The 20,940-nt window shown below is 73.7% G+C and carries 2 protein-coding genes; both read left to right on the plus strand.

Going from position 1 to position 20,940, the window contains the following annotated elements; translation table 11 throughout:
- Positions 1-57: 57 nt before the first annotated feature.
- Positions 58-5,034, plus strand: a complete 4,977-nt coding sequence (locus ACFYOY_RS43540) for a type I polyketide synthase (protein WP_388593358.1) — start codon at positions 58-60, stop codon at positions 5,032-5,034.
- A gap of 297 nt (positions 5,035-5,331) precedes the next feature.
- Positions 5,332-20,895 (plus strand): type I polyketide synthase, encoded by a 15,564-nt coding sequence (locus ACFYOY_RS43545; protein WP_388593367.1) that lies wholly within the window; start codon positions 5,332-5,334, stop codon positions 20,893-20,895.
- Positions 20,896-20,940: the final 45 nt, after the last annotated feature.

A 20,940-nucleotide genomic window follows, 5' to 3' on the forward strand; every position in this document is an offset into this window, starting at 1 on the left:
AGCACACCCACCCGAACCCCCCCGACGAACCAGAGCATTGCGAATAGGTGAACGTCCATGGCGACTGCGAACGAAGCCAAGCTCCGCGAATATCTGAAGAAGGTCACCACCGACCTCACCGCCGCCCACCGGCGGCTGCAGGAGGTCGACGACCAGGCCCATGAGCCGATCGCCATCGTGGGCATGAGCTGCCGCTTCCCCGGGGGTGTGCGCACCCCCGAGGAGCTGTGGCAGCTCATGGCCTCCGGTGGCGAGGCGCAGACGGAGTTCCCGGCCGACCGGGGCTGGGACCTGGGGAACCTGTTCGACCCGGACCCGGACACCCCGGACACCACCTACACCCGCGAGGGCGGGTTCCTGAGCGATGCCACCCGGTTCGACGCGGCGTTCTTCGGGATCTCGCCGCGTGAGGCCATGGCGATGGACCCGCAGCAGCGGCTGCTGCTGGAGACGTCCTGGGAGGCGTTCGAGCGGGCCGGGATCGACCCCGCGTCCCTGCGCGGCAGCCGGACCGGTGTCTTCGCGGGCATGAACGCCTCCGACTATCTGTCGGTGGCGCTCGACGCCGAGGACGACTTCGGCGGCCACCTCGGCACGGGCAACGCCAGCAGCGTCGTCTCCGGCCGGCTCTCCTACGTCTTCGGCCTCGAGGGCCCGGCCGTCACGGTGGACACGGCCTGCTCCGCGTCGCTGGTGGCGCTGCACCTGGCCGTCCAGTCGCTGCGGCTGGGCGAATGCTCGCTCGCCCTGGCGGGCGGCGTCCATGTGATGTCCACCCCGGGTCTGTTCATCGAGTTCAGCCGCCAGCGCGGGCTGTCGCAGGACGGCCGCTGCAAGGCGTTCTCGGCGGACGCCGACGGCTTCGGCCCGGCCGAGGGCGTGGGCGTCCTGCTGCTGGAGCGGCTCTCGGAGGCCCGTCGCCGGGGCCACAAGGTGCTGGCCGTGGTGCGCGGCTCCGCCGTCAACCAGGACGGCGCGTCCAACGGCCTGACCGCGCCCAACGGCCCCTCCCAGCAGCGCGTCATCCAGCAGGCGCTCGCCAACGCCCGGCTGTCCGGCAGCGATGTGGACGTCATCGAGGCCCACGGCACGGGCACCTCGCTGGGCGACCCGATCGAGGCGCAGGCGCTGCTGGCCACCTACGGCCAGGACCGGCCCGAGGAACTGCCCCTGCTGCTTGGGTCGGTGAAGTCCAACATCGGCCACACCCAGGGCGCCGCGGGCATCGCCGGGGTGATGAAGATGGTGCTGGCGATGGAGCACGGGGTGGTGCCCGAGTCGCTGCACATCGCCGAGCCGTCCCCGCACATCGACTGGGCGGCGGGGAAGGTCGCGCTGGTCAGGTCGGCCACGCCGTGGCCCGAGACCGGGCGCCCGCGCCGTGCGGGCATCTCCTCCTTCGGCTTCAGCGGCACCAACGCGCACACCATCATCGAGCAGGCCCCCGCCGAGGAGCCGGGCCCGGTCGAGCTGGTGTCCAAGCAGCCGGGTGTGCTGCCGTGGGTGCTCTCCGGCAAGAGCGAGGCGGCGCTGCGCGCCCAGGCGCGGCGGCTGCTGGACCGGCTCCACGACGAACCGGCGCTGCGCCCGGTGGACGTCGGCCTGTCGCTGGCCACCACCCGCTCCGCCCTGGACCACCGCGGCGTGGTCCAGGGCCGGGACCGCGAGGAACTGATGGCCGGGCTGAACGCCCTCGCCGACGGCGGCATGGCGGCCGGTGTGGAGCGGGGCACCGTGGTCGCCGGGCAGACGGCGTTCATCTTCCCCGGACAGGGGTCCCAGTGGGTGCGGATGGGCGTGGGGCTGATGGACGCCTCGCCCGTCTTCGCGGCCCACATCGAGGAGTGTGCCGCGGCGCTGGCGGAGTTCACCGACTGGTCGCTGGTGGACGTGCTGCGCGGCGCCGAGGGCGCGCCGTCGCTGGACCGGGTGGATGTGGTCCAGCCGGTGCTGTTCGCGGTGATGGTGTCCCTCGCCGAGCTGTGGCGTTCGCTGGGTGTCGTCCCGTCCGCGGTGATCGGCCACTCGCAGGGCGAGATCGCCGCCGCGTATGTCGCGGGGATTCTGTCCCTGAAGGACGCGGCGCGTGTGGTGGCGCTGCGCAGTCAGGCGATCGGCCGGGTGCTGGCGGGCAAGGGCGGCATGGTGTCGGTGGCGCTGCCGGTGGCGGACGTGCGTGAGCGCATCGCGCCCTGGGGCGAGGAGCGGATCTCCATCGCGGCCGTCAACGGACCGTCCTCGGTGGTCGTCTCCGGTGAGCCGACCGCGCTGGACGAGCTGCTGGCGTCGTGTGAGGCCGATGAGGTGCGGGCGCGCCGGGTGCCGGTGGACTACGCCTCGCATTCGGCGCAGGTCGAGCTGCTCCGCGAGGAGCTGCTGGAGCTGCTGGCCCCCGTACAGCCGAAGAGCGCCCAGGTGCCGTTCCTGTCGACGGTGACGGGGGAGTGGGCCGAGGGGTCCGAGCTGGACGCCGAGTACTGGTTCACCAACCTGCGTCGCACGGTGGAGCTGGAGGGTGCGGTCCGGCGGCTGCTGGACGAGGGCTTCGGTGTGTTCATCGAGTCCAGCGCCCATCCGGTGCTGACGATGGGTGTGCAGGAGACGGCCGAGGACGCCGGCGTGGACGCGGCCGCGATCGGTTCGCTGCGCCGTGACGAGGGCGGGCAGGACCGGTTCTGGGCCTCCGTCGGCGAGGCGTGGTCGCGCGGGGTGAGCGTCGACTGGGAGGCCGTGTTCGACGGCACCGGCGCCCGCCGCATCGAGCTGCCCACCTACGCCTTCCAGCAGGAGCGCTACTGGCCCGAGGCCGCGCCCGCGCGGGCGGCGGCGGAGACCGGGCACGACCCCGTGGAGGCGAAGTTCTGGGCCGCCGTGGAGGCCGAGGACTGGCAGACCCTCGCCGCCGAGCTGACGGTCGACGGCGATCAGCCCATGAGCGCCGTCCTGCCCGCCCTGGCCACCTGGCGCAAGCAGGCCCGTGAGCAGTCCACGGTGGACGGCTGGCGCTACCGCGTCACGTGGAAGCCGCTCGCCGAGGAGCGGTCCGTGCGGCTGTCCGGCGCCTGGCTCGTCGTCGCCCCGGCCGCCGAGGACATCTGGACCGACGCCGTGGCCGGTGTGCTCGCCGAACGCGGCGCCGACGTACGGCGGATCGCCGTGGACACCGGCACCGACGGCCGGGACGAACTGGCCGAGCGGCTGCGCACCGCGCTCGCCGAAGCCGACGGCGGCTCGTTCGCCGGGGTCGTCTCGCTGCTGGCCCCGGCCGAGGGCGCGCACCCCGGACACGCCTCGCTGCCCGCCGGAACGGCCGCCCAGCTCGCGCTGATCCAGGCCCTCGGCGACGCCGGAATCGGCGCCCCGCTGTGGTGCCTGACCCGCGGCGCCGTCTCCGTCGGCGGCTCGGACCGGCCGGCCGCCCCCGAGCAGGCGCTCGTCTGGGGTCTGGGCCGGGTGGCCGCGCTGGAGCACCTGGAGCGCTGGGGCGGTCTGATCGACCTGCCCGCGACGCCCGACGAGCGCGCCCTGACCCGGCTGGTGGGCCTCCTCGCCTCCGACGGTGACGACGACCAGGCCGCGATCCGTGCCACGGGCGTCTTCGGGCCCCGCCTGGTGCGCGCCCCGCTGGCCGACACCTCCGCCGTACGGTCCTGGAAGCCGACCGGCACCACGCTGGTCACCGGCGGTACGGGACGGCTCGGCGGGCAGGTCGCCCGGTGGCTGGCCCGCAACGGCGCCGACCACCTGGTGCTGGCGAGCCTCAGGGGCCCGGACGCCCCCGGGGCCGTCGAGCTGGAGGCCGAGCTGACCGAACTCGGCACCAAGGTCACCCTCGCCGCCTGCGATGTGACCGACCGCGCCGCGCTCGCCGAGACCCTCGCGGCCATCCCGGCCGACCAGCCGCTGACGGCCGTCGTGCACACCGCCGCGGTCATCGAGGACGGGGTGATCGAGGGGCTGACCGCGGATCAGGTCGAGCGGGTGCTGCGGCTCAAGGTGGACGCCACGCGCCATCTGCACGAGCTCACCCGCGACCTGGACCTGACCGCGTTCGTGCTGTGCTCGCACTTCTCCGCCACCTTCGGCGCACCCGGCCAGGGCAACCAGGCGCCCGGCAACGCCTTCCTGCACTCCTTCGCCGAACAGCGCCGCGCGGACGGGCTGCCCGCCACCACGCTGACCTTCGGCCCGTGGGGCGACGGCGCCACGGTGGACGGCGCCGTCGGCGACCGGATGCGCCGCCACGGCATCAACGAGATGGCGCCGGAACCGGCCACCACCACCCTCCAGCACGCGCTGGACCGGGACGAGACCGCGCTGACCGTCATCGACATGGACTGGCGGCGCTTCACCCTCGCCTTCACCGCCGACCGGTCGCGTCCGCTGCTGCACGACCTGCCCGAGGCCCGCGAGGTCGTCGAGGAGATGGCCACCGCCGAGGCCGACGGCGGCGGCGCGGCCGCCGGGGCGGCCCTGGCCGGACAGCTCGCGGCGCTGCCGGAGACCGAGCGGGAGCGGGTGCTGCTGGATCTGGTGCGCAGTGCGGTGGCCGCCGTCCTGGGCCACTCCGGCGCCCAGGCGATCGAGGCGGGCCGGGCCTTCAAGGAGCTGGGCTTCGACTCGCTGACCGCCGTCGAACTCCGCAACCGCCTCGGCGCCGCGAGCGGGCTGAAGCTGCCCCCGAGCCTGATCTTCGACCACCCGACCCCGGCCGCCGTGGCCGCCTATCTGCGGGCCGGGATCGCGCCCGACGAGGCGGCCGACGGCACCGCGGTGCTCGAGGAACTCGACAAGCTGGAGACCGCGCTCACCGGCACCGCGCCCGACAACATCACCCGGGCCCGGATCACCATGCGTCTGCAGTCGCTGGTGGCGAAGTGGAACGAGTCGGACGGCACGGCGGTCACCGCCGAGCCCGCCACCACGGCGGCGCCGGAGCGTCCGGCGAAGGACACGGTCGACGCCGAGCAACTCCAGTCGGCCAGCGACGAAGAGCTCTTCGCATTCATCAACAAGGGTCTCGGAAGGGCATGACGGGAATTCTGCTATTGACGTCGTATCCGATGTCGGCCAGGATTTTCCATACCCTTCAATAGAGTTGCTGAATACCGGTTGCCCCCTATCGCTCCTTGGGTCTCCAGGGGGTCATAGGGGGCATCTAGGGGTTGTTGTGAGGGTTAGTTCGCACATAGCCTCTCAGCGAGAAGTCGACTGATTTGGTTGTTGGTTACCGGCTCCCCTGTTGAGGATCTGTGGAGCATTTCCGATGCCGTCTGCCGTAATTGGATTGCGTAAATGGCGAATGAAGAGACGCTGCGGGACTACCTCAAGCTGGTAACGGCGGATCTGCACCAGACTCGCCTCCGCCTGCAGGAGGCCGAGGCGAAGAACCACGACCCCATCGCGATCGTGGGGATCGGCTGCCGTTATCCCGGAGGCGTCTCGTCGCCCGAGGACCTGTGGCGCATCGTCAGCGAGGGCGTCGACGCGGTCAGCGAGTTTCCGCTGGACCGCGGGTGGAATGTCGACACGATGTACCACCCGGACCCGGACCACCCCGGCACCAGCTATGTGCACGAGGGCGGATTCGTCGACGGCATAGCCGATTTCGACCCGTCGCTGTTCGGCATCAGCCCGCGCGAAGCGCTCGGCATGGACCCGCAGCAGCGGATGCTGCTGGAGACGTCCTGGGAGGCCTTCGAGCGGGCCGGAATCGACCCGGTCGCGGTGCGCGGCCGGCAGATCGGCGTCTTCGTCGGCACCAGCAATCACGATTACCTGGGCGCGATCCTCAGTTCCAACGAGAACTTCGAGGGCTATTTCGGCACCGGCAACGCCGCGAGCGTCGCCTCCGGCCGCCTTTCCTACACCTTCGGTTTCGAGGGCCCGGCCGTCACCGTCGACACCGCCTGCTCCTCCTCGCTGGTGGCGCTCCACCTCGCCGTCCAGGCGCTGCGCAACGGCGAATGCTCGCTCGCGCTCGCCGGCGGCGCCACCCTCATGTGCGCGCCCGGCGTCTTCGTCGACTACAGCAAGATGCGCGGACTGGCCCTCGACGGCCGCTCCAAGCCCTTCGCCCCGGAGGCCGACGGCTTCTGCCTGGGCGAGGGCGTCGGCATGCTGCTCGTCGAGCGGCTGTCGGACGCCCAGCGCAAGGGCCATCCGGTCCTCGCCGTGGTCCGCGGCTCCGCCGTCAACCAGGACGGCGCCAGCAACGGCCTCACCTCGCCCAACGGCCCCTCGCAGCAGCGCGTCATCCTCCAGGCGCTGGCCAACGCCCGCCTCAGCCCCGACCAGGTCGACGCCGTCGAGGCCCACGGCACCGGCACCGCCCTCGGCGACCCGATCGAGGCGCAGGCGCTGCTGGCCACCTACGGCCAGGACCGGCCCGAGGGCAAACCGCTGCTCATCGGCTCCATCAAGTCCAACATCGGCCACGCCCAGGCGGGCGCCGGTGTCGGCGGCGTCATCAAGATGGTCATGGCGATGCGGCACGGTGTGCTGCCCAAGACCCTCCACCTCACCGAGCCCACCCCGCACGTCGACTGGACGGCCGGGGACGTCGAACTGCTCACCGCCACCACCGAGTGGCCCCAGGACCCCGAGGGCGCGACCCCGCGCCGCGCGGGCGTCTCGTCGTTCGGCATGAGCGGCACCAATGTGCACACCATCCTCGAGGAGCCCCCGGCCCTCGCCGCCCCCGCCGAGAGCGGCGAACCGGAGCCGGAGCGGACCGAACCGCCCCTGGTCCCGGTGGTGCTCTCCGGCAAGGACGAGCAGGCGCTGCGGGCCCAGGCCCTCCGGCTGCGCACCCATCTGGCCGCCCGCCCCGGCCACCGCCTCGCCGACCTCGGCTACTCCCAGGCCGTCACCCGTGCCGCCCTCGACCGCCGTGCCGTGGTCCTCGCGGCCGATCACGACGAACTCCTCGCGGGCCTCGACGCGCTCGCCGAAGGCCGCCACCACCCCGAGCTGGCCGAGGGGCTGGCCGCCGAGGGCAAGGTCGCGTTCCTCTTCACCGGCCAGGGCAGCCAGCGGCTCGGCATGGGCCGTGAACTGTACGAGACCTACCCGGTGTTCGCCGAGGCGCTGGACGCGGTCTGCGCCCAGCTCGACCGGTTCCTCGACCGGCCGCTGAAGGACGTGCTGTTCGGCGACGACGCCGCCACGCTCGACCGGACCGGCTTCACCCAGCCCGCGCTGTTCGCCGTCGAGGTGGCCCTCTTCCGCCTCGTCGAATCCTGGGGGCTGCGCCCCGACTTCCTCGCCGGCCACTCCATCGGCGAGCTCACCGCCGCCCATGTCGCCGGGGTGCTGTCGCTCACCCACGCCTCCGCCCTGGTGGCCGCGCGCAGCCAGCTGATGCAGCAACTCCCCGCCGGTGGCGCGATGATCGCGGTGCAGGCGACGGAGGACGAGGTGACGCCGCTGCTGAACGAGCGCGTCTCCATCGCCGCGCTCAACGGCCCCACCTCGGTCGTCATCGCGGGCGACGAGGACGCGGCCGTGGAGATCGCGGAAGGCTTCGAGGCCCAGGGCCGTAAGACCAAGCGGCTCACGGTCAGCCACGCGTTCCACTCCCCGCACATGGACGGAATGCTGGAGAACTTCCGTCAGGTCGCCGAGCGGCTGACCTACGAGGCTCCGAAGATCCCGATCGTCTCCAACCTCACCGGCACCCTGGTGAGCGCCGACGAGATCACCTCGCCCGACTTCTGGGTCCGCCACGTCCGCGAGGCCGTCCGATTCCTCGACGGCGTCCGCCGCCTCGAGGACCACGGCGTGACCACTTATCTCGAACTGGGCCCCGATGGGGTGCTCTCCGCGATGGCCCAGGAGTGCGTGACCGGCGGCAAGAACCGCACGTTCGCGTTCCTGCCCGCCCTGCGCTCCGGCCGCCCCGAGGCCCGCACCCTGGGCCACGCGCTCGCCCAGGCCCAGGTCCGCGGCGTGCCCGTGGACTGGGCCACGTACTACGCGGGCACCGGCGCCCGCCGCGTCGAGCTGCCCACCTACGCCTTCCAGCGGCAGCGCTACTGGCCGGCCAACCCCTTCTCGTACGGCCCCGACCCCGCCGCCGCCGAAGCCGCCGCCCCGGCCGTGTCCGACGCCCGGTTCTGGGAGGTCGTGCACAGCGAGGACCTGGCCGCCCTGGTCGACACCCTCGGCCTCGACGGCGACCAGCCCCTCAGTGAGGTGCTGCCCGTCCTGTCCGCGTGGCGCCGGCGCAGCCACGTCGACACCACCGTCGACGGCTGGCGCTACCGCATCACCTGGACACCGCTGCCGCAGACCCAGGACAAGCCGCTCACCGGCACCTGGCTCGTGGTCACCCCCGAGGGGCGCGCGGAGGACCCCTGGGTGGCCGAGTCGCTGCGGCTGCTGGCCGAACGCGGAGTCACGGTCCACGAGATCGCGGTCGACGGCACCACCGCCGACCGCGCCGCCCTTGCCGAGCGGATCCGCTCGGCCCTGACCCCGGACCCGGCGGGGGAGACCGGCGGGGCCCCGCACGCCGACGGTGTGCTCTCCCTGCTCGGCCTGGACGAGCGCCCGCACGACCGGCACCCCTCCCTCACCGCAGGACTCGCGGGGACCCTCACCCTCGTCCAGGCCCTCGGTGACGCCGAGGTCGACGCCCCGCTGTGGGCCGCCACCCGTGGCGCGGTCTCCGTCGGCCGCTCCGACCGGCTCACCAGCCCCGACCAGGCCCAGATCTGGGGCCTGGGCCGCACCGCCGCCCTCGAACACCCCGACCGCTGGGGCGGTCTGATCGACCTGCCCGAGACCGCCGACGACCGCGCCCTCGGGCGGCTCGCCGACATCCTCGCCGGACCCGAGGGCATCAGCGGCGAGGACCACCTCGCGATCCGCCCGCAGGGCATCCACGTCCGCCGGCTCGCCCGCGCACCGCACCACGAGACCACCGGCGACGGCTGGAAGACCCACGGCACCGCGCTGATCACCGGCGGCACCGGCGCCCTCGGCGGTCACGTCGGCCGCTGGCTCGTGGCCCACGGAGCCCAGCACATCCTGCTGACCAGCCGCCGCGGCCCCGACGCCCCCGGCGCCGCCGCACTGCGCGACGAACTCACCACCCTCGGCGCCCAGGTGACCATCGCCGCCTGTGACGTCGCCGACCGCGACGCCCTCGCCGGGCTGCTGGCGACCGTCCCCGCGGACCTTCCGCTGACCACGGTCGTGCACGCCGCCGGAGTGCTGGACGACGGTGTCCTCGACGCCCAGACCCCGCGGCGGATGGCCGATGTGCTGCGCGCCAAGGCCGACGCCGCCCGCCATCTGCACGAGCTCACCCGCGGACTCGACCTGTCCGCCTTCGTGCTCTTCTCCTCCATGGCCGCCACCTTCGGCGCCGCGGGCCAGGCCAACTACGTGGCCGCCAACGCCTACCTCGACGCGCTCGCCGAGCAGCGCCGCGCCGAGGGCCTGCCCGCCACCTCGATGGCCTGGGGCGCCTGGGCCGACGGCGGCATGGCCACCGACGAACTGGTGGCCGAGCGGCTCCGGCAGTCCGGGCTGCCCGCCCTCGCCCCCGAACCGGCGACCGCCGCCCTGGGCGCCGCGCTCGACCTCGACGAGACGTTCTCCCTCGTCGTCGACATCGAATGGGACCGCTTCGCGCCCGGCCTCTCCGGCCACCGCCCGAACCCGCTGCTCGCCGAGCTCTCCGAGGCGCGCCGCGCGATCGAGGCGGCGCGCACCGCCACCGGCGGCCCCGCCATCCCCGGCCAGCCCACCTCGCTGGCCCAGCGGCTGACCGACGCCGGGACCGACGAGGAACGCGACCAGATCGCCCTGGACTTCGTCCGCACCCAGGTGGCCGTCGTCCTCGGCCACCCCGGACCGGACTCGGTGGAGCCCAGCCGCGCCTTCCGCGACCTCGGCTTCGACTCGCTGACCGCCGTCGAGATCCGCAACCTGCTGTCCACCCTCACCGGGCTGAAGCTGCCCGCCACCATCATCTTCGACTACCCCACCCCGATCGCCCTCGCCGACCATCTGCAGGCCGAACTCATCGGCTCGCGCCCGGCGGTGACCGGCGCGTCGTCGGTGGGCGTGGCCCTGGACGACGACCCCATCGCGATCGTCGGCATGAGCTGCCGCTTCCCCGGTGGCGTGCGCTCGCCCGAGGAGCTGTGGCGGCTGCTGGCGTCCGGACAGGACGCGGTGGTCGACTTCCCCGCCGACCGTGGCTGGGACCTGGAGACGCTGTACGACCCGGAGGGCACGGGCGAGCACACCAGCTACGTCCGCGAGGGCGGATTCCTCGCCGACGCCGCCGAGTTCGACCCCGTCTTCTTCGGCATCTCGCCGCGCGAGGCCCTGGCCATGGACCCGCAGCAGCGGTTGCTGCTGGAGACCTCGTGGGAGGCGTTCGAGCGGGCCGGGATCGACCCGACGACGCTGCGCGGTCAGCAGGTCGGCGTGTTCGCCGGTACCAACGGCCAGGACTATCTGCCCGTCATCCTGTCCGCCCCCGATGGCTCCGAAGGCTTCATGGGGACGGGTAACGCGGCCAGTGTGATGTCGGGTCGGGTGTCGTATGCGCTGGGGCTTGAGGGTCCTGCGGTGACGGTGGATACGGCGTGTTCGTCGTCGTTGGTGGCGTTGCACTGGGCGATTCAGGCGTTGCGGGCGGGTGAGTGCTCGTTGGCGCTGGCCGGTGGTGTGACGGTGATGTCGACGCCGGGTTCGTTTGTGGACTTCAGCCGTCAGCGTGGGCTGGCGGAGGACGGCCGGATCAAGGCGTTCGCGGCCGGTGCGGATGGCACGGGCTGGGGCGAGGGTGTGGGCATGCTGCTCGTCGAGCGGCTCTCCGATGCCCGGAAGAACGGCCACCCGGTGCTGGCGGTCGTGCGTGGCTCCGCGATCAACCAGGACGGAGCCAGTAACGGTCTGACGGCGCCGAACGGTCCCTCGCAGCAGCGGGTGATCCGGCAGGCGCTGGCCGGTGCGGGTCTGTCGGCGTCCGAGGTGGACGCGGTCGAGGCCCACGGCACCGGAACCAAGCTGGGCGACCCGATCGAGGCGCAGGCGCTGCTGGCCACTTACGGCCAGGAGCGCGACGCCGACCAGCCGCTGTGGCTCGGCTCCATCAAGTCCAACTTCGGGCACACGCAGGCCGCGGCCGGTGTCGCCGGGGTGATGAAGATGGTGCTGGCCATCCAGCACGGCATGCTTCCGCAGACCCTCAACGTCGATGAGCCCACCCCGCACGTGGACTGGTCTGCGGGCGCGGTGTCACTGCTGACCGAGGCGCGGGAGTGGCCGGAGACCGGCCGTCCGCGCCGGGCCGCGGTGTCCTCGTTCGGCATCAGCGGCACCAACGCGCACACCATCATCGAGCAGGCCCCCGCGTACGCGGACGAGACCGAGGACCCGGCGCCCGCCGCCGCGCCCCGGTCCGGCGTCCCGGCCGCCTGGGTGCTCTCCGCCAAGTCCCCCGAGGGCCTGCGCGACCAGGCCGTACGGCTGCGCGCCCACCTCGACGAGCGTCCCGAGCTGGACCTCACCGACGTGGCGTTCACCCTCGCCACGCGCCGTACCGTCTTCGAGGAGCGCGCGGCGCTGGTCGCCGAGGACCGGGACGGGCTGCTGTCCGGCCTGGAGGCGCTGGCCGAGGGGCGTACGGCGGCCGGGCTCGTTCAGGACGCGGTGGCCGGTGGCAAGCTGGCCTTCCTGTTCACGGGGCAGGGCAGCCAGCGGCTCGGCATGGGCCGCGAGCTGTACGACACCTTCCCGGCGTTCGCGGACGCCCTGGACGAGGTGTGCGCCCACCTGGACACGCATCTGGAGCGGCCGCTGCGCGATGTGCTGTTCGGGGATGACGCCGAGGCGCTGGACCGGACCGGTTTCACCCAGCCCGCGCTGTTCGCGGTCGAGGTGGCGCTGTTCCGGCTGGTGGAGGCGTGGGGTCTGAAGGCGGACTTCCTCTCCGGGCACTCGATCGGTGAGCTGGCCGCCGCGCATGTGGCGGGTGTGTTCTCGCTGGCGGACGCGGCGAAGCTGGTGGCGGCGCGTGGCCGTTTGATGCAGGAGCTGCCTGCCGGTGGCGCGATGATCGCCGTCGAGGCGTCGGAGGACGAGGTGGCGCCGCTGCTGACCGAGCGGGTCAGCATTGCCGCGCTCAACGGGCCCACCTCCGTGGTCATCGCGGGTGATGAGGACGCGGCGCTGCAGATCGCGGCCTCGTTCGAGGCGCGGGGTCGGAAGACCAAGCGCCTCACGGTCAGCCACGCGTTCCATTCCCCGCGTATGGATGGCATGGTGGAGGCGTTCCGCGAGGTCGCGGAGGGCCTGTCGTACGAGGCGCCGCGGATCCCGATCGTCTCCAACCTCACCGGTGCCGTCGTCTCCGCCGAGGAGATCACCAGCCCCGGCTTCTGGGTGCGCCACGTCCGCGAGGCGGTCCGCTTCCTCGACGGCGTACGGGCGTTGGAAGCCCACGGCGTGACCACCTTCGTGGAGCTGGGCCCCGACGGCGTCCTGACCGCCATGGCCCAGGAGTGCGTCACCGACGCCGAGGTGGCGGGCTTCGCCGCCGCGCTGCGCAAGGACCGCCCCGAGGCCGAGGCGCTGCTGTCGGCCGTCGCGCGGGCGCATGTGCGTGGGGCTGCGGTGGACTGGGCGGCGTACTACGCCCGAACGGGCGCCGCTCAGGTCGAGCTGCCCACCTATGCCTTCCAGCGGCAGCGCTACTGGCCGAAGGTCTCCTCGCTGTTCCTCGGCGATGTGGCCGCGGTCGGGCTGGGCGAGGCCGAGCATCCGCTGCTCGGCGCCAGCGCCGAACTGCCGGACGCGGACGGGATGCTGTTCACCGGGCGGCTGGCGCTCTCGACCCATCCGTGGCTCGCGGGCCACACCATCCTGGACACCGTGCTGCTGCCCGGCACCGCGTTCGTGGAGCTGGCGATCCGCGCCGGTGACCAGGTCGGCTGTGACTACCTGGAAGAGCTGACCCTCGAAGCGCCGCTGGTCCTGCCCGCGCAGGGCGGCGTCCAGCTGCGGCTGTCGGTCGGCGCGGCCGACGAGACGGGCCGCCGTCCGCTGTCGCTGCACTCCCGGCCGGAGAGCCTGCCCGCCGAGGAGCCGTGGACCCGGCACGCCGCCGGTGTCCTGGCGTCCGGCGGCCGTCCGGAGGCGTCGTTCGAGCTGAGCGCATGGCCCCCGGCGGACGCGGCCGAGGTGGAGCTGGACGGCCGCTACGAGGGCCTGCTGGACATCGGTTTCGCCTACGGCCCCGCGTTCCAGGGGCTGCGCAGGGCGTGGCAGCGCGGTGGCGAGGTGTTCGCCGAGGTGGCGCTGGACGAGGACACGGCCGAGGAGGCCGCCGCGTTCGGGCTGCACCCGGCGCTGCTGGACGCCGCCCTGCACGCCATCGGCCTGGCCGGTCTGGGCAACACGGGCGGGGAAGGGCGGCTGCCGTTCGCCTGGACCGGTGTGTCGCTGTACGCGAGCGGCGCCTCGGCGCTGCGCGTGCGGCTGGCCCCCGCGGGCGCCGAGGGCGTCCGGCTGGAGATCGCCGACACCACCGGTGCGCCGGTCGCGGCCGTCGAGACGCTCGGGCTGCGGCCGGTCTCGGCCGAGCAGTTGCAGAGCGCGCGCACGTCCTACCACGAGTCGCTGTTCCACTTGGAGTGGACGACACCGACCGGGCTCGCCGACCCGGCCGGGGCCGATGTGCCGGCCGACGGCCGGTGGGCGGTGCTGGGCGCCGATCCGCTCGGGCTCGGGGCGACGGCGTACGGGGACCTCGCGACGCTGGCCGATGCGGTCGCCGCGGGCACGGCGCCCGCGCCCGAGTACGTCGTCGTGTCGCCGTCCGCCGAGATCGGTGAGCGGGTGGCCCGTGCGGCGCACCGCGCCGCCGGCGTGGCGCTCGACGTCGTCCAGCGGTGGCTGGAGGAGGAGCGGTTCGGGGACGCCCCGCTGGTCGTGGTGACCCGCGGCGCGGTGGCCGCCGAGGCCGACGAGCCGGTGGCGGATCTGGCCGGTGCGGCCGTGTGGGGTCTGCTGCGCTCGGCGCAGTCGGAGAACCCGGGCCGTTTCGTGCTGGTGGACACCGATGGCCGGGAGGAGTCGCTGCGGGCGCTGCCCGCCGCCCTGGCCTCGGACGAGCCGCAGCTGGCGATCCGCGCGGGCGCGGTGTCCGTGCCGCGGCTGGCGCGGGTGGCCGTGGAGCCGGAAGCCGACGACGCCCGGGGCCTCGACCCCGCGGGCACGGTGCTGGTGACCGGTGCGTCCGGTTCGCTGGGTGGTCTGGTGGCGCGGCATCTGGTGGCGGAGCGTGGCGTACGGCAGTTGCTGCTGGTGAGCCGCCGTGGCGAGCAGGCCCCGGGCGCGGCCGAACTCGGCGCCGAGCTGGCCGGGTTGGGTGCGAGCGTGCGCTGGGCGGCGTGTGATGTGGCGGACCGGGACGCGCTGGCCGCGACCCTCGCCGCCATCCCCGCCGAGCATCCGCTGACCGCGGTCGTCCACACGGCCGGTGTGCTGGACGACGGTGTGATCGGCTCCCTCACCCCCGAGCGCGTCGACCACGTCATGCGTCCGAAGGTGGACGCGGCCTGGAACCTGCACGAGCTGACCCGCGAACTGGACCTGACGGCCTTCGTACTGTTCTCGTCCTCCTCCGGCGTGTTCGGCGGCCCCGGTCAGGGCAACTACGCCGCGTCCAACGTCTTCCTGGACGCCCTCGCCCAGCACCGCGCCGCCCAGGGCCTGCCCGCCACCGCGCTGGCGTGGGGCCTGTGGGCCGGGGCCGGTATGGGCAGCACCCTGGACGAGGCCGACATCGCCCGGATGCGGCGGGCCGGACTGCCGCCGCTGCCGGTGGCGGAGGGCCTCGCGCTGCTCGACACCGCGCTGACCGTCCGCGAGGCGTCGCTGGTGCCGATGCGGGTGGACATCGCGGCCCTGCGCACCCTGGCCGCCAGTGGCGCGGTCTCGCCCCTGTTCCGTGGTCTGGTGCGGGTTCCGGCGCGGCGTGCGGTGGACGCGGTCGCGGCGGGCGGCGAGACCGGTCTTGCCGGGCGGCTCACCGGGCTGTCCGAGCCCGAGCAGGAGCGGCTGCTGCTGGACCTGGTCCGCGGTCAGGTGGCCACCGTGCTCGGCTACGCCGGTGCGGAGACCATCGGTTCGGGCCGGGCGTTCAAGGAGCTGGGTTTCGACTCGCTGACCGCCGTCGAGCTGCGCAACCAGCTCAACACGGTCACCGGGCTGCGGCTGCCCGCCACGCTCATCTTCGACTACCCGGACCCGCAGGTCCTTGCCCGCCATCTGCGCACCGAGCTCGTCGGCACACAGACCCCGGCGGTGCACACCCCGGTGCCGGTCGTGGCCGCCACCGACGACGAGCCGATCGCCATCGTGGCGATGAGCTGCCGCTACCCCGGCGGGGTCACCACCCCCGAGGAGCTGTGGCAGCTGCTCGCCGCGGGCGAGGACGGCATCTCCCGCTTCCCCGACAACCGCGGCTGGGACCTCGAGGCGCTCTACGACCCGGACCCGGAGACCCAGGGCACCTCCTACGCCCGCGAGGGCGGATTCCTGCACGACGCCGCCGAGTTCGACCCGGCGTTCTTCGGGATCTCGCCGCGTGAGGCCCTTGCGATGGACCCGCAGCAGCGGCTGCTGCTGGAGACGTCCTGGGAGGCGTTCGAGCGCGCCGGTATCGACCCGCTGTCCGTGCGCGGCAGCAGGACCGGTGTGTTCGCGGGCGTCATGTACCACGACTACGGGTCCCGGCTGCACGCCGTCCCGAACGAGGTCGAGGGCTATCTCGGCACCGGCAGCTCCAGCAGCGTGGTGTCCGGCCGGGTGGCGTACACCTTCGGTCTGGAGGGCCCGGCCGTCACGGTCGACACGGCCTGCTCGTCGTCGCTGGTCGCGCTGCACCTTGCGGCGCAGGCGCTGCGGCAGGGCGAATGCTCGCTGGCGCTGGCCGGCGGTGTCACGGTGATGTTCACCCCGGGTACGTTCATCGACTTCAGCCGCCAGCGCGGACTGGCCAGGGACGGCCGCTGCAAGTCCTTCGCGGCCGCCGCCGACGGCACCGGCTGGGGCGAGGGCGCGGGCATGCTGCTGCTGGAGCGGCTGTCGGACGCCCGCCGCAACGGCCATGAGGTGCTGGCGATCGTGCGCGGCTCGGCCGTCAACCAGGACGGCGCGTCCAACGGCCTGACCGCGCCCAACGGCCCCTCCCAGCAGCGCGTCATCCGCCAGGCGCTGGCCAACGCCCGTCTGACCACCGGTGAGGTGGACGTGGTCGAGGCGCACGGCACGGGAACGACGCTGGGCGACCCGATCGAGGCGCAGGCGCTGCTGGCCACCTACGGGCAGGAGCGGGACGCGGAGCGGCCGTTGTGGCTGGGCTCCGTCAAGTCCAACCTGGGCCACACCCAGGCGGCCTCCGGTGTCGCCGGAATCATCAAGATGGTGCTGTCGATGCGGCACGGTGTGCTGCCGCGCACCCTGCATGTGGACGAGCCGTCGCCGCACGTGGACTGGTCGGCGGGCGCGGTGTCGCTGCTCACCGAGCAGATGGAGTGGCCGGAGACCGGCCGCCCGCGCCGTGCCGCGGTGTCCTCGTTCGGCATCAGCGGCACCAACGCCCACGCCATCATCGAGCAGCCGCCCGTCCCCGAGACGAGCGAGCCCGCGGCGGAGCCCGAGGCCCTGCCGTATGTGCCCGTGCTGCTGTCGGCCCGCACCGAGGACGGTGTGCGGGCGCAGGCGCGGCGGCTGCGGTCGCGGATCGCCGCCGAACCCCGGGCCGCCCTCACCGACCTGGGCTTCTCGCTCGCGACGACCCGCGCCGCGCTCGAACACCGCGTCGCCCTGGTCGCCGAGGGCCACGACGATGCCCTGGGCGCGCTCGACGCGCTGGCGCGCGGTGACCACCCGGCGCAGGCGCTGCGCGGGGTCGCCACCGAGGGCAAGGTGGCGTTCCTGTTCACCGGGCAGGGCAGCCAGCGGCTCGGCATGGGCCGTGAGCTGTACCGGACGTTCCCGCGCTTCGCGCAGGCGCTGGACGAGGTGTGCGCGCATCTGGACGGGCATCTGGAGCGGCCGCTTCGTGAGGTGCTGTTCGGCGACGACGCCGAGGCGCTGGACCGGACCGGTTTCACCCAGCCCGCGCTGTTCGCCATCGAGGTGGCGCTGTTCCGGCTGGTCGAGGCGTGGGGCCTGAAGGCGGACTACGTGTCCGGCCACTCCATCGGCGAGCTGGCCGCCGCGCATGTGGCCGGTGTGTTCTCGCTCGCCGACGCCTCCATGCTGGTGGCGGCCCGTGGCCGCCTCATGCAGGAGCTGCCCGCCGGTGGCGCGATGATCGCCGTCCAGGCGTCCGAGGACGAGGTGGCGCCGCTGCTCACCGATCGCGTGAGCATCGCCGCCCTCAACGGCCCGAACTCCGTGGTCATCGCGGGTGACGAGGACGCGGCGACGCAGATCGCGGCGGACTTCGAGGCGCGGGGTCGCAAGACCAAGCGGCTCACGGTCAGCCACGCCTTCCACTCGCCGCACATGGACCCGATGCTCGCGGACTTCCGCAAGCTGGCCGCGTGCCTGACCTACAACGCCCCGAGGATCCCGCTGGTGTCCTGCCTCACCGGCACCGTGGTCTCCGCCGATGAGATCCGCCTGCCGGAGTTCTGGGTGCGCCATGTCCGGGAGTCCGTCCGCTTCGCCGACGGTGTCCGCACCCTGCGCGACCAGGGTGTGACCACCTTCGTGGAGCTCGGCCCGGATGGGGTGCTCTCCGCGATGGGCGAGGACTGCCTCGCCGAGACGGAGACCGGGGCCGAAGGGGAGGCCGGCACCGAGGCGGTGTTCGTCCCCACCCTGCGCAGTGGCCGCTCCGAGGCCCAGGCGCTCGCCACCGCCCTCTCCCACGCCCATGTCCGCGGCGCGGCCCCGGACTGGGCGGCGGTCTACGCCGGGCGCGGCGCCCGCCGCGTGGAGCTGCCCACCTACGCCTTCCAGCGCCAGCGCTACTGGCTCGACGTGGGCATCTCCGTCGAGGACGTGATCTCCGCGGGCCTCGGTACGGCCGACCACCCGCTGCTGGGCGCGGCGGTGGAACTCCCCGACACCGGTGGCTTCGTGTTCACCGGGCGGCTGTCGCTGCTGACACACCCGTGGCTGGCCGACCACGCCGTCATGGACACCGTGCTGCTGCCCGGCACCGCCTTCGTCGAACTCGCGCTGCGGGCCGGCCACGAGGCGGGCTGCGACACGGTCGAGGAGCTGACCCTCCAGGCGCCGCTGGTCCTGCCCGAACAGGGAGCCGTCCAGCTGCGGCTGGAGCTCGCGGCGGCCGACGAGACCGGGCGCCGCTCGCTGACCCTGCACTCCCGCCGGGAGGACGTACCCGCCGACGAGCCGTGGATCCGCCACGCCACCGGCTTCCTCGCCCCGAGCGAGCAGGCGACCGACGCCGAGCAGGTGGACCTGGGCGTATGGCCCCCGGCCGACGCGACGGCCCTCGCCACCGAGGAGTTCTACGAGGGCGCGGCCGCCGCCGGACTCGGCTACGGCCCGGTCTTCCAGGGGCTGCACACCGCCTGGCGGCGCGGCGACGAGCTGTTCGCCGAGATCCGGCTGCCCCAGGGCTTCGAGCCCGAGGCCGCCGCGTACGGGGTGCATCCGGCGCTGCTGGACGCCGCCCTGCACACGCTCGGCCTCGCCCCGGCGGGCGAGGAGAACGAGGGGGCGCGGCTGCCGTTCGCCTGGACCGGCGTACGGCTGTACGCCGGGGGCGCCGCATCGCTGCGCGTACGGCTGCGGCCCGGCGCCGACGGGGTGTCGCTGCACCTCGCCGACGGCACCGGCGCCGCCGTCGCCACCATCGACGGCCTGGTGCTGCGCCCGCTCTCGACGGAGCAGCTCGACGCCTCGCGCGCCGCACACCACGAGTCGCTGTTCCGCCCCGAGTGGGTGGCCCTGTCCGCGACCGCCACCGACATCCCGCTCGGCGAGCGCTGGGTGACCCTCGGCGCCGCCACCGGCTTCACGGCCACCGGCTTCACCGTCGCGGGCGAGCGGCTGGACGACTACGCGGACCTCGCGGCGCTCGCCACCGCGCTCGACGGCGGCGCCTCCGCCCCCGACGTGGTCGTGGCACCCCTCGCCGCCACCGGCGGCGCGGCGTCCCTGCCCGACACCGCGAGGGCCGTCGCCCGGAACACCCTGGACCTGGTCCAGAACTGGCTGAACGACCAGCGGTTCGCCGACACCCGCCTCGTCCTCGTCACCCGTGGCGCGGTCGCGGCGGCCCCCGGCGAGGACATCGCCGACCTGGCCCACACCACCGCCTGGGGCCTGGTCAAGTCCGCGCAGTCGGAGAACCCCGGCCGTCTCGTCCTGGTCGACCTCGACGGCACCGACGCCTCCCAGCGGGCCCTGCCGTCGGTGCTCGCCACCGACGAACCGCAGCTCGCCCTGCGTTCCGGCACCGGCCACGCCTACCGGCTCGCCCGGGTCCCGGCCCGGCCGGACGCCCCCGAGCCGACCACACTGGGCGACCCGGACGGCACCGTGCTGCTGAGCGGCGCCACCGGCGCCCTGGGCGGACTCTTCGCCCGCCACCTGGTGGCGGAGCGCGGGGTCCGGCGTCTGCTGCTGGTGAGCCGGCGTGGTGGCGAGGCACCGGGCGCGGCCGAACTCGCCGCCGAACTGGGCGAGATGGGCGCCGAGGCCACCTGGGCGGCCTGTGACACCGCCGACCGGGACGCCCTGGCCGCCACCCTCTCGGCGATCCCGGCAGAGCATCCGCTGACCGCCGTGGTGCACACCGCGGGCGTCCTGGACGACGGCGTGATCAGCTCGCTGACCGGTGAGCGGATCGACACCGTGCTGCGCCCCAAGGTGGACGCGGCGTGGAACCTCCACGAGCTGACCCGCGAACTGGACCTGGCCGCGTTCGTGCTCTTCTCCTCGGCCGCCGGTGCCTTCGGCAGCTCGGGGCAGGGAAACTACGCCGCGGCCAACACCTTCCTGGACGCGCTCGCCCAGCACCGCCACGCCCAGGGCCTGCCCGCGAGCTCCCTCGCGTGGGGCCTGTGGGCGGCGGCCGACGGCATGGCCGGAAGCCTCGACGCCTCGGACGTGACCCGCATCTCGCGCGGTGGCTTCGCGGCGCTCCCGCAGGACGAGGGCCTGGCCCTGTTCGACCTGTCGGGCACCCTGCCCGAGGCCGTACTCGTCCCGATCCGCATCGACACCGGCGCGCTGCGCGGCCAGGCCGCCGCAGGGCTGCTGCCGCCGCTGCTGCGCGGCCTGGTCCGCACCCCCGTACGGCGCTCCGCCGACACCGGTGCCACCGGTGCCGGGGCCCTGGCCGACTCCGGCGCGGGCTCGCTCGCGACAAGGCTCTCCGGGCTCTCGGAGACCGAACGCGACCGGGAGCTGCTGGAGGTCGTCCGCAGCCATGTGGCGGCCGTCCTCGGCTACGCCACCCCGGACGACGTGGACGCCGGCCGCGGCTTCCTCGACCTCGGCTTCGACTCGCTCACCGCCGTGGATCTGCGCAACCGACTGGGTGCCGCCGCCGGGTTGCGCCTGCCGGTCACGCTGATCTTCGACTACCCGACGCCCACCGCGCTCGCCGGGTATCTGCGCGAGGAGCTGGGCTTGGACGGCGCGGCCGGGCACCCGCCCGTACACGCGGAGCTCGACAAGCTCGAGGCGATCCTCGCCACGATCGCCCCGGACGACATCGAGCGCCCCGGCATCACCACCCGCCTGCGCGACCTCCTGTCGAAGTGGAATGAAACGCAAAGTGCTACGGACAGCACCGCAGAAGACCGTGAAATCCAGTCCGCTACGGCAGACGAGATCTTCGATCTCCTCGACGACGAGCTCGGGCTCTCCTGACCTGCTCCACAAGAGCTCATCGACTCATCTCAGCACCGCGGGGAC

The organism is Streptomyces sp. NPDC007875 (genome assembly GCF_042868035.1).
Classification (GTDB): domain Bacteria; phylum Actinomycetota; class Actinomycetes; order Streptomycetales; family Streptomycetaceae; genus Streptomyces; species Streptomyces antimycoticus.

Excerpts from the sequence above, each read along its gene's own strand:
- ACFYOY_RS43540 (WP_388593358.1), top strand. The coding sequence starts at position 58 with ATGGCGACTGCGAACGAAGCCAAGCTCCGCGAATATCTGAAGAAGGTC.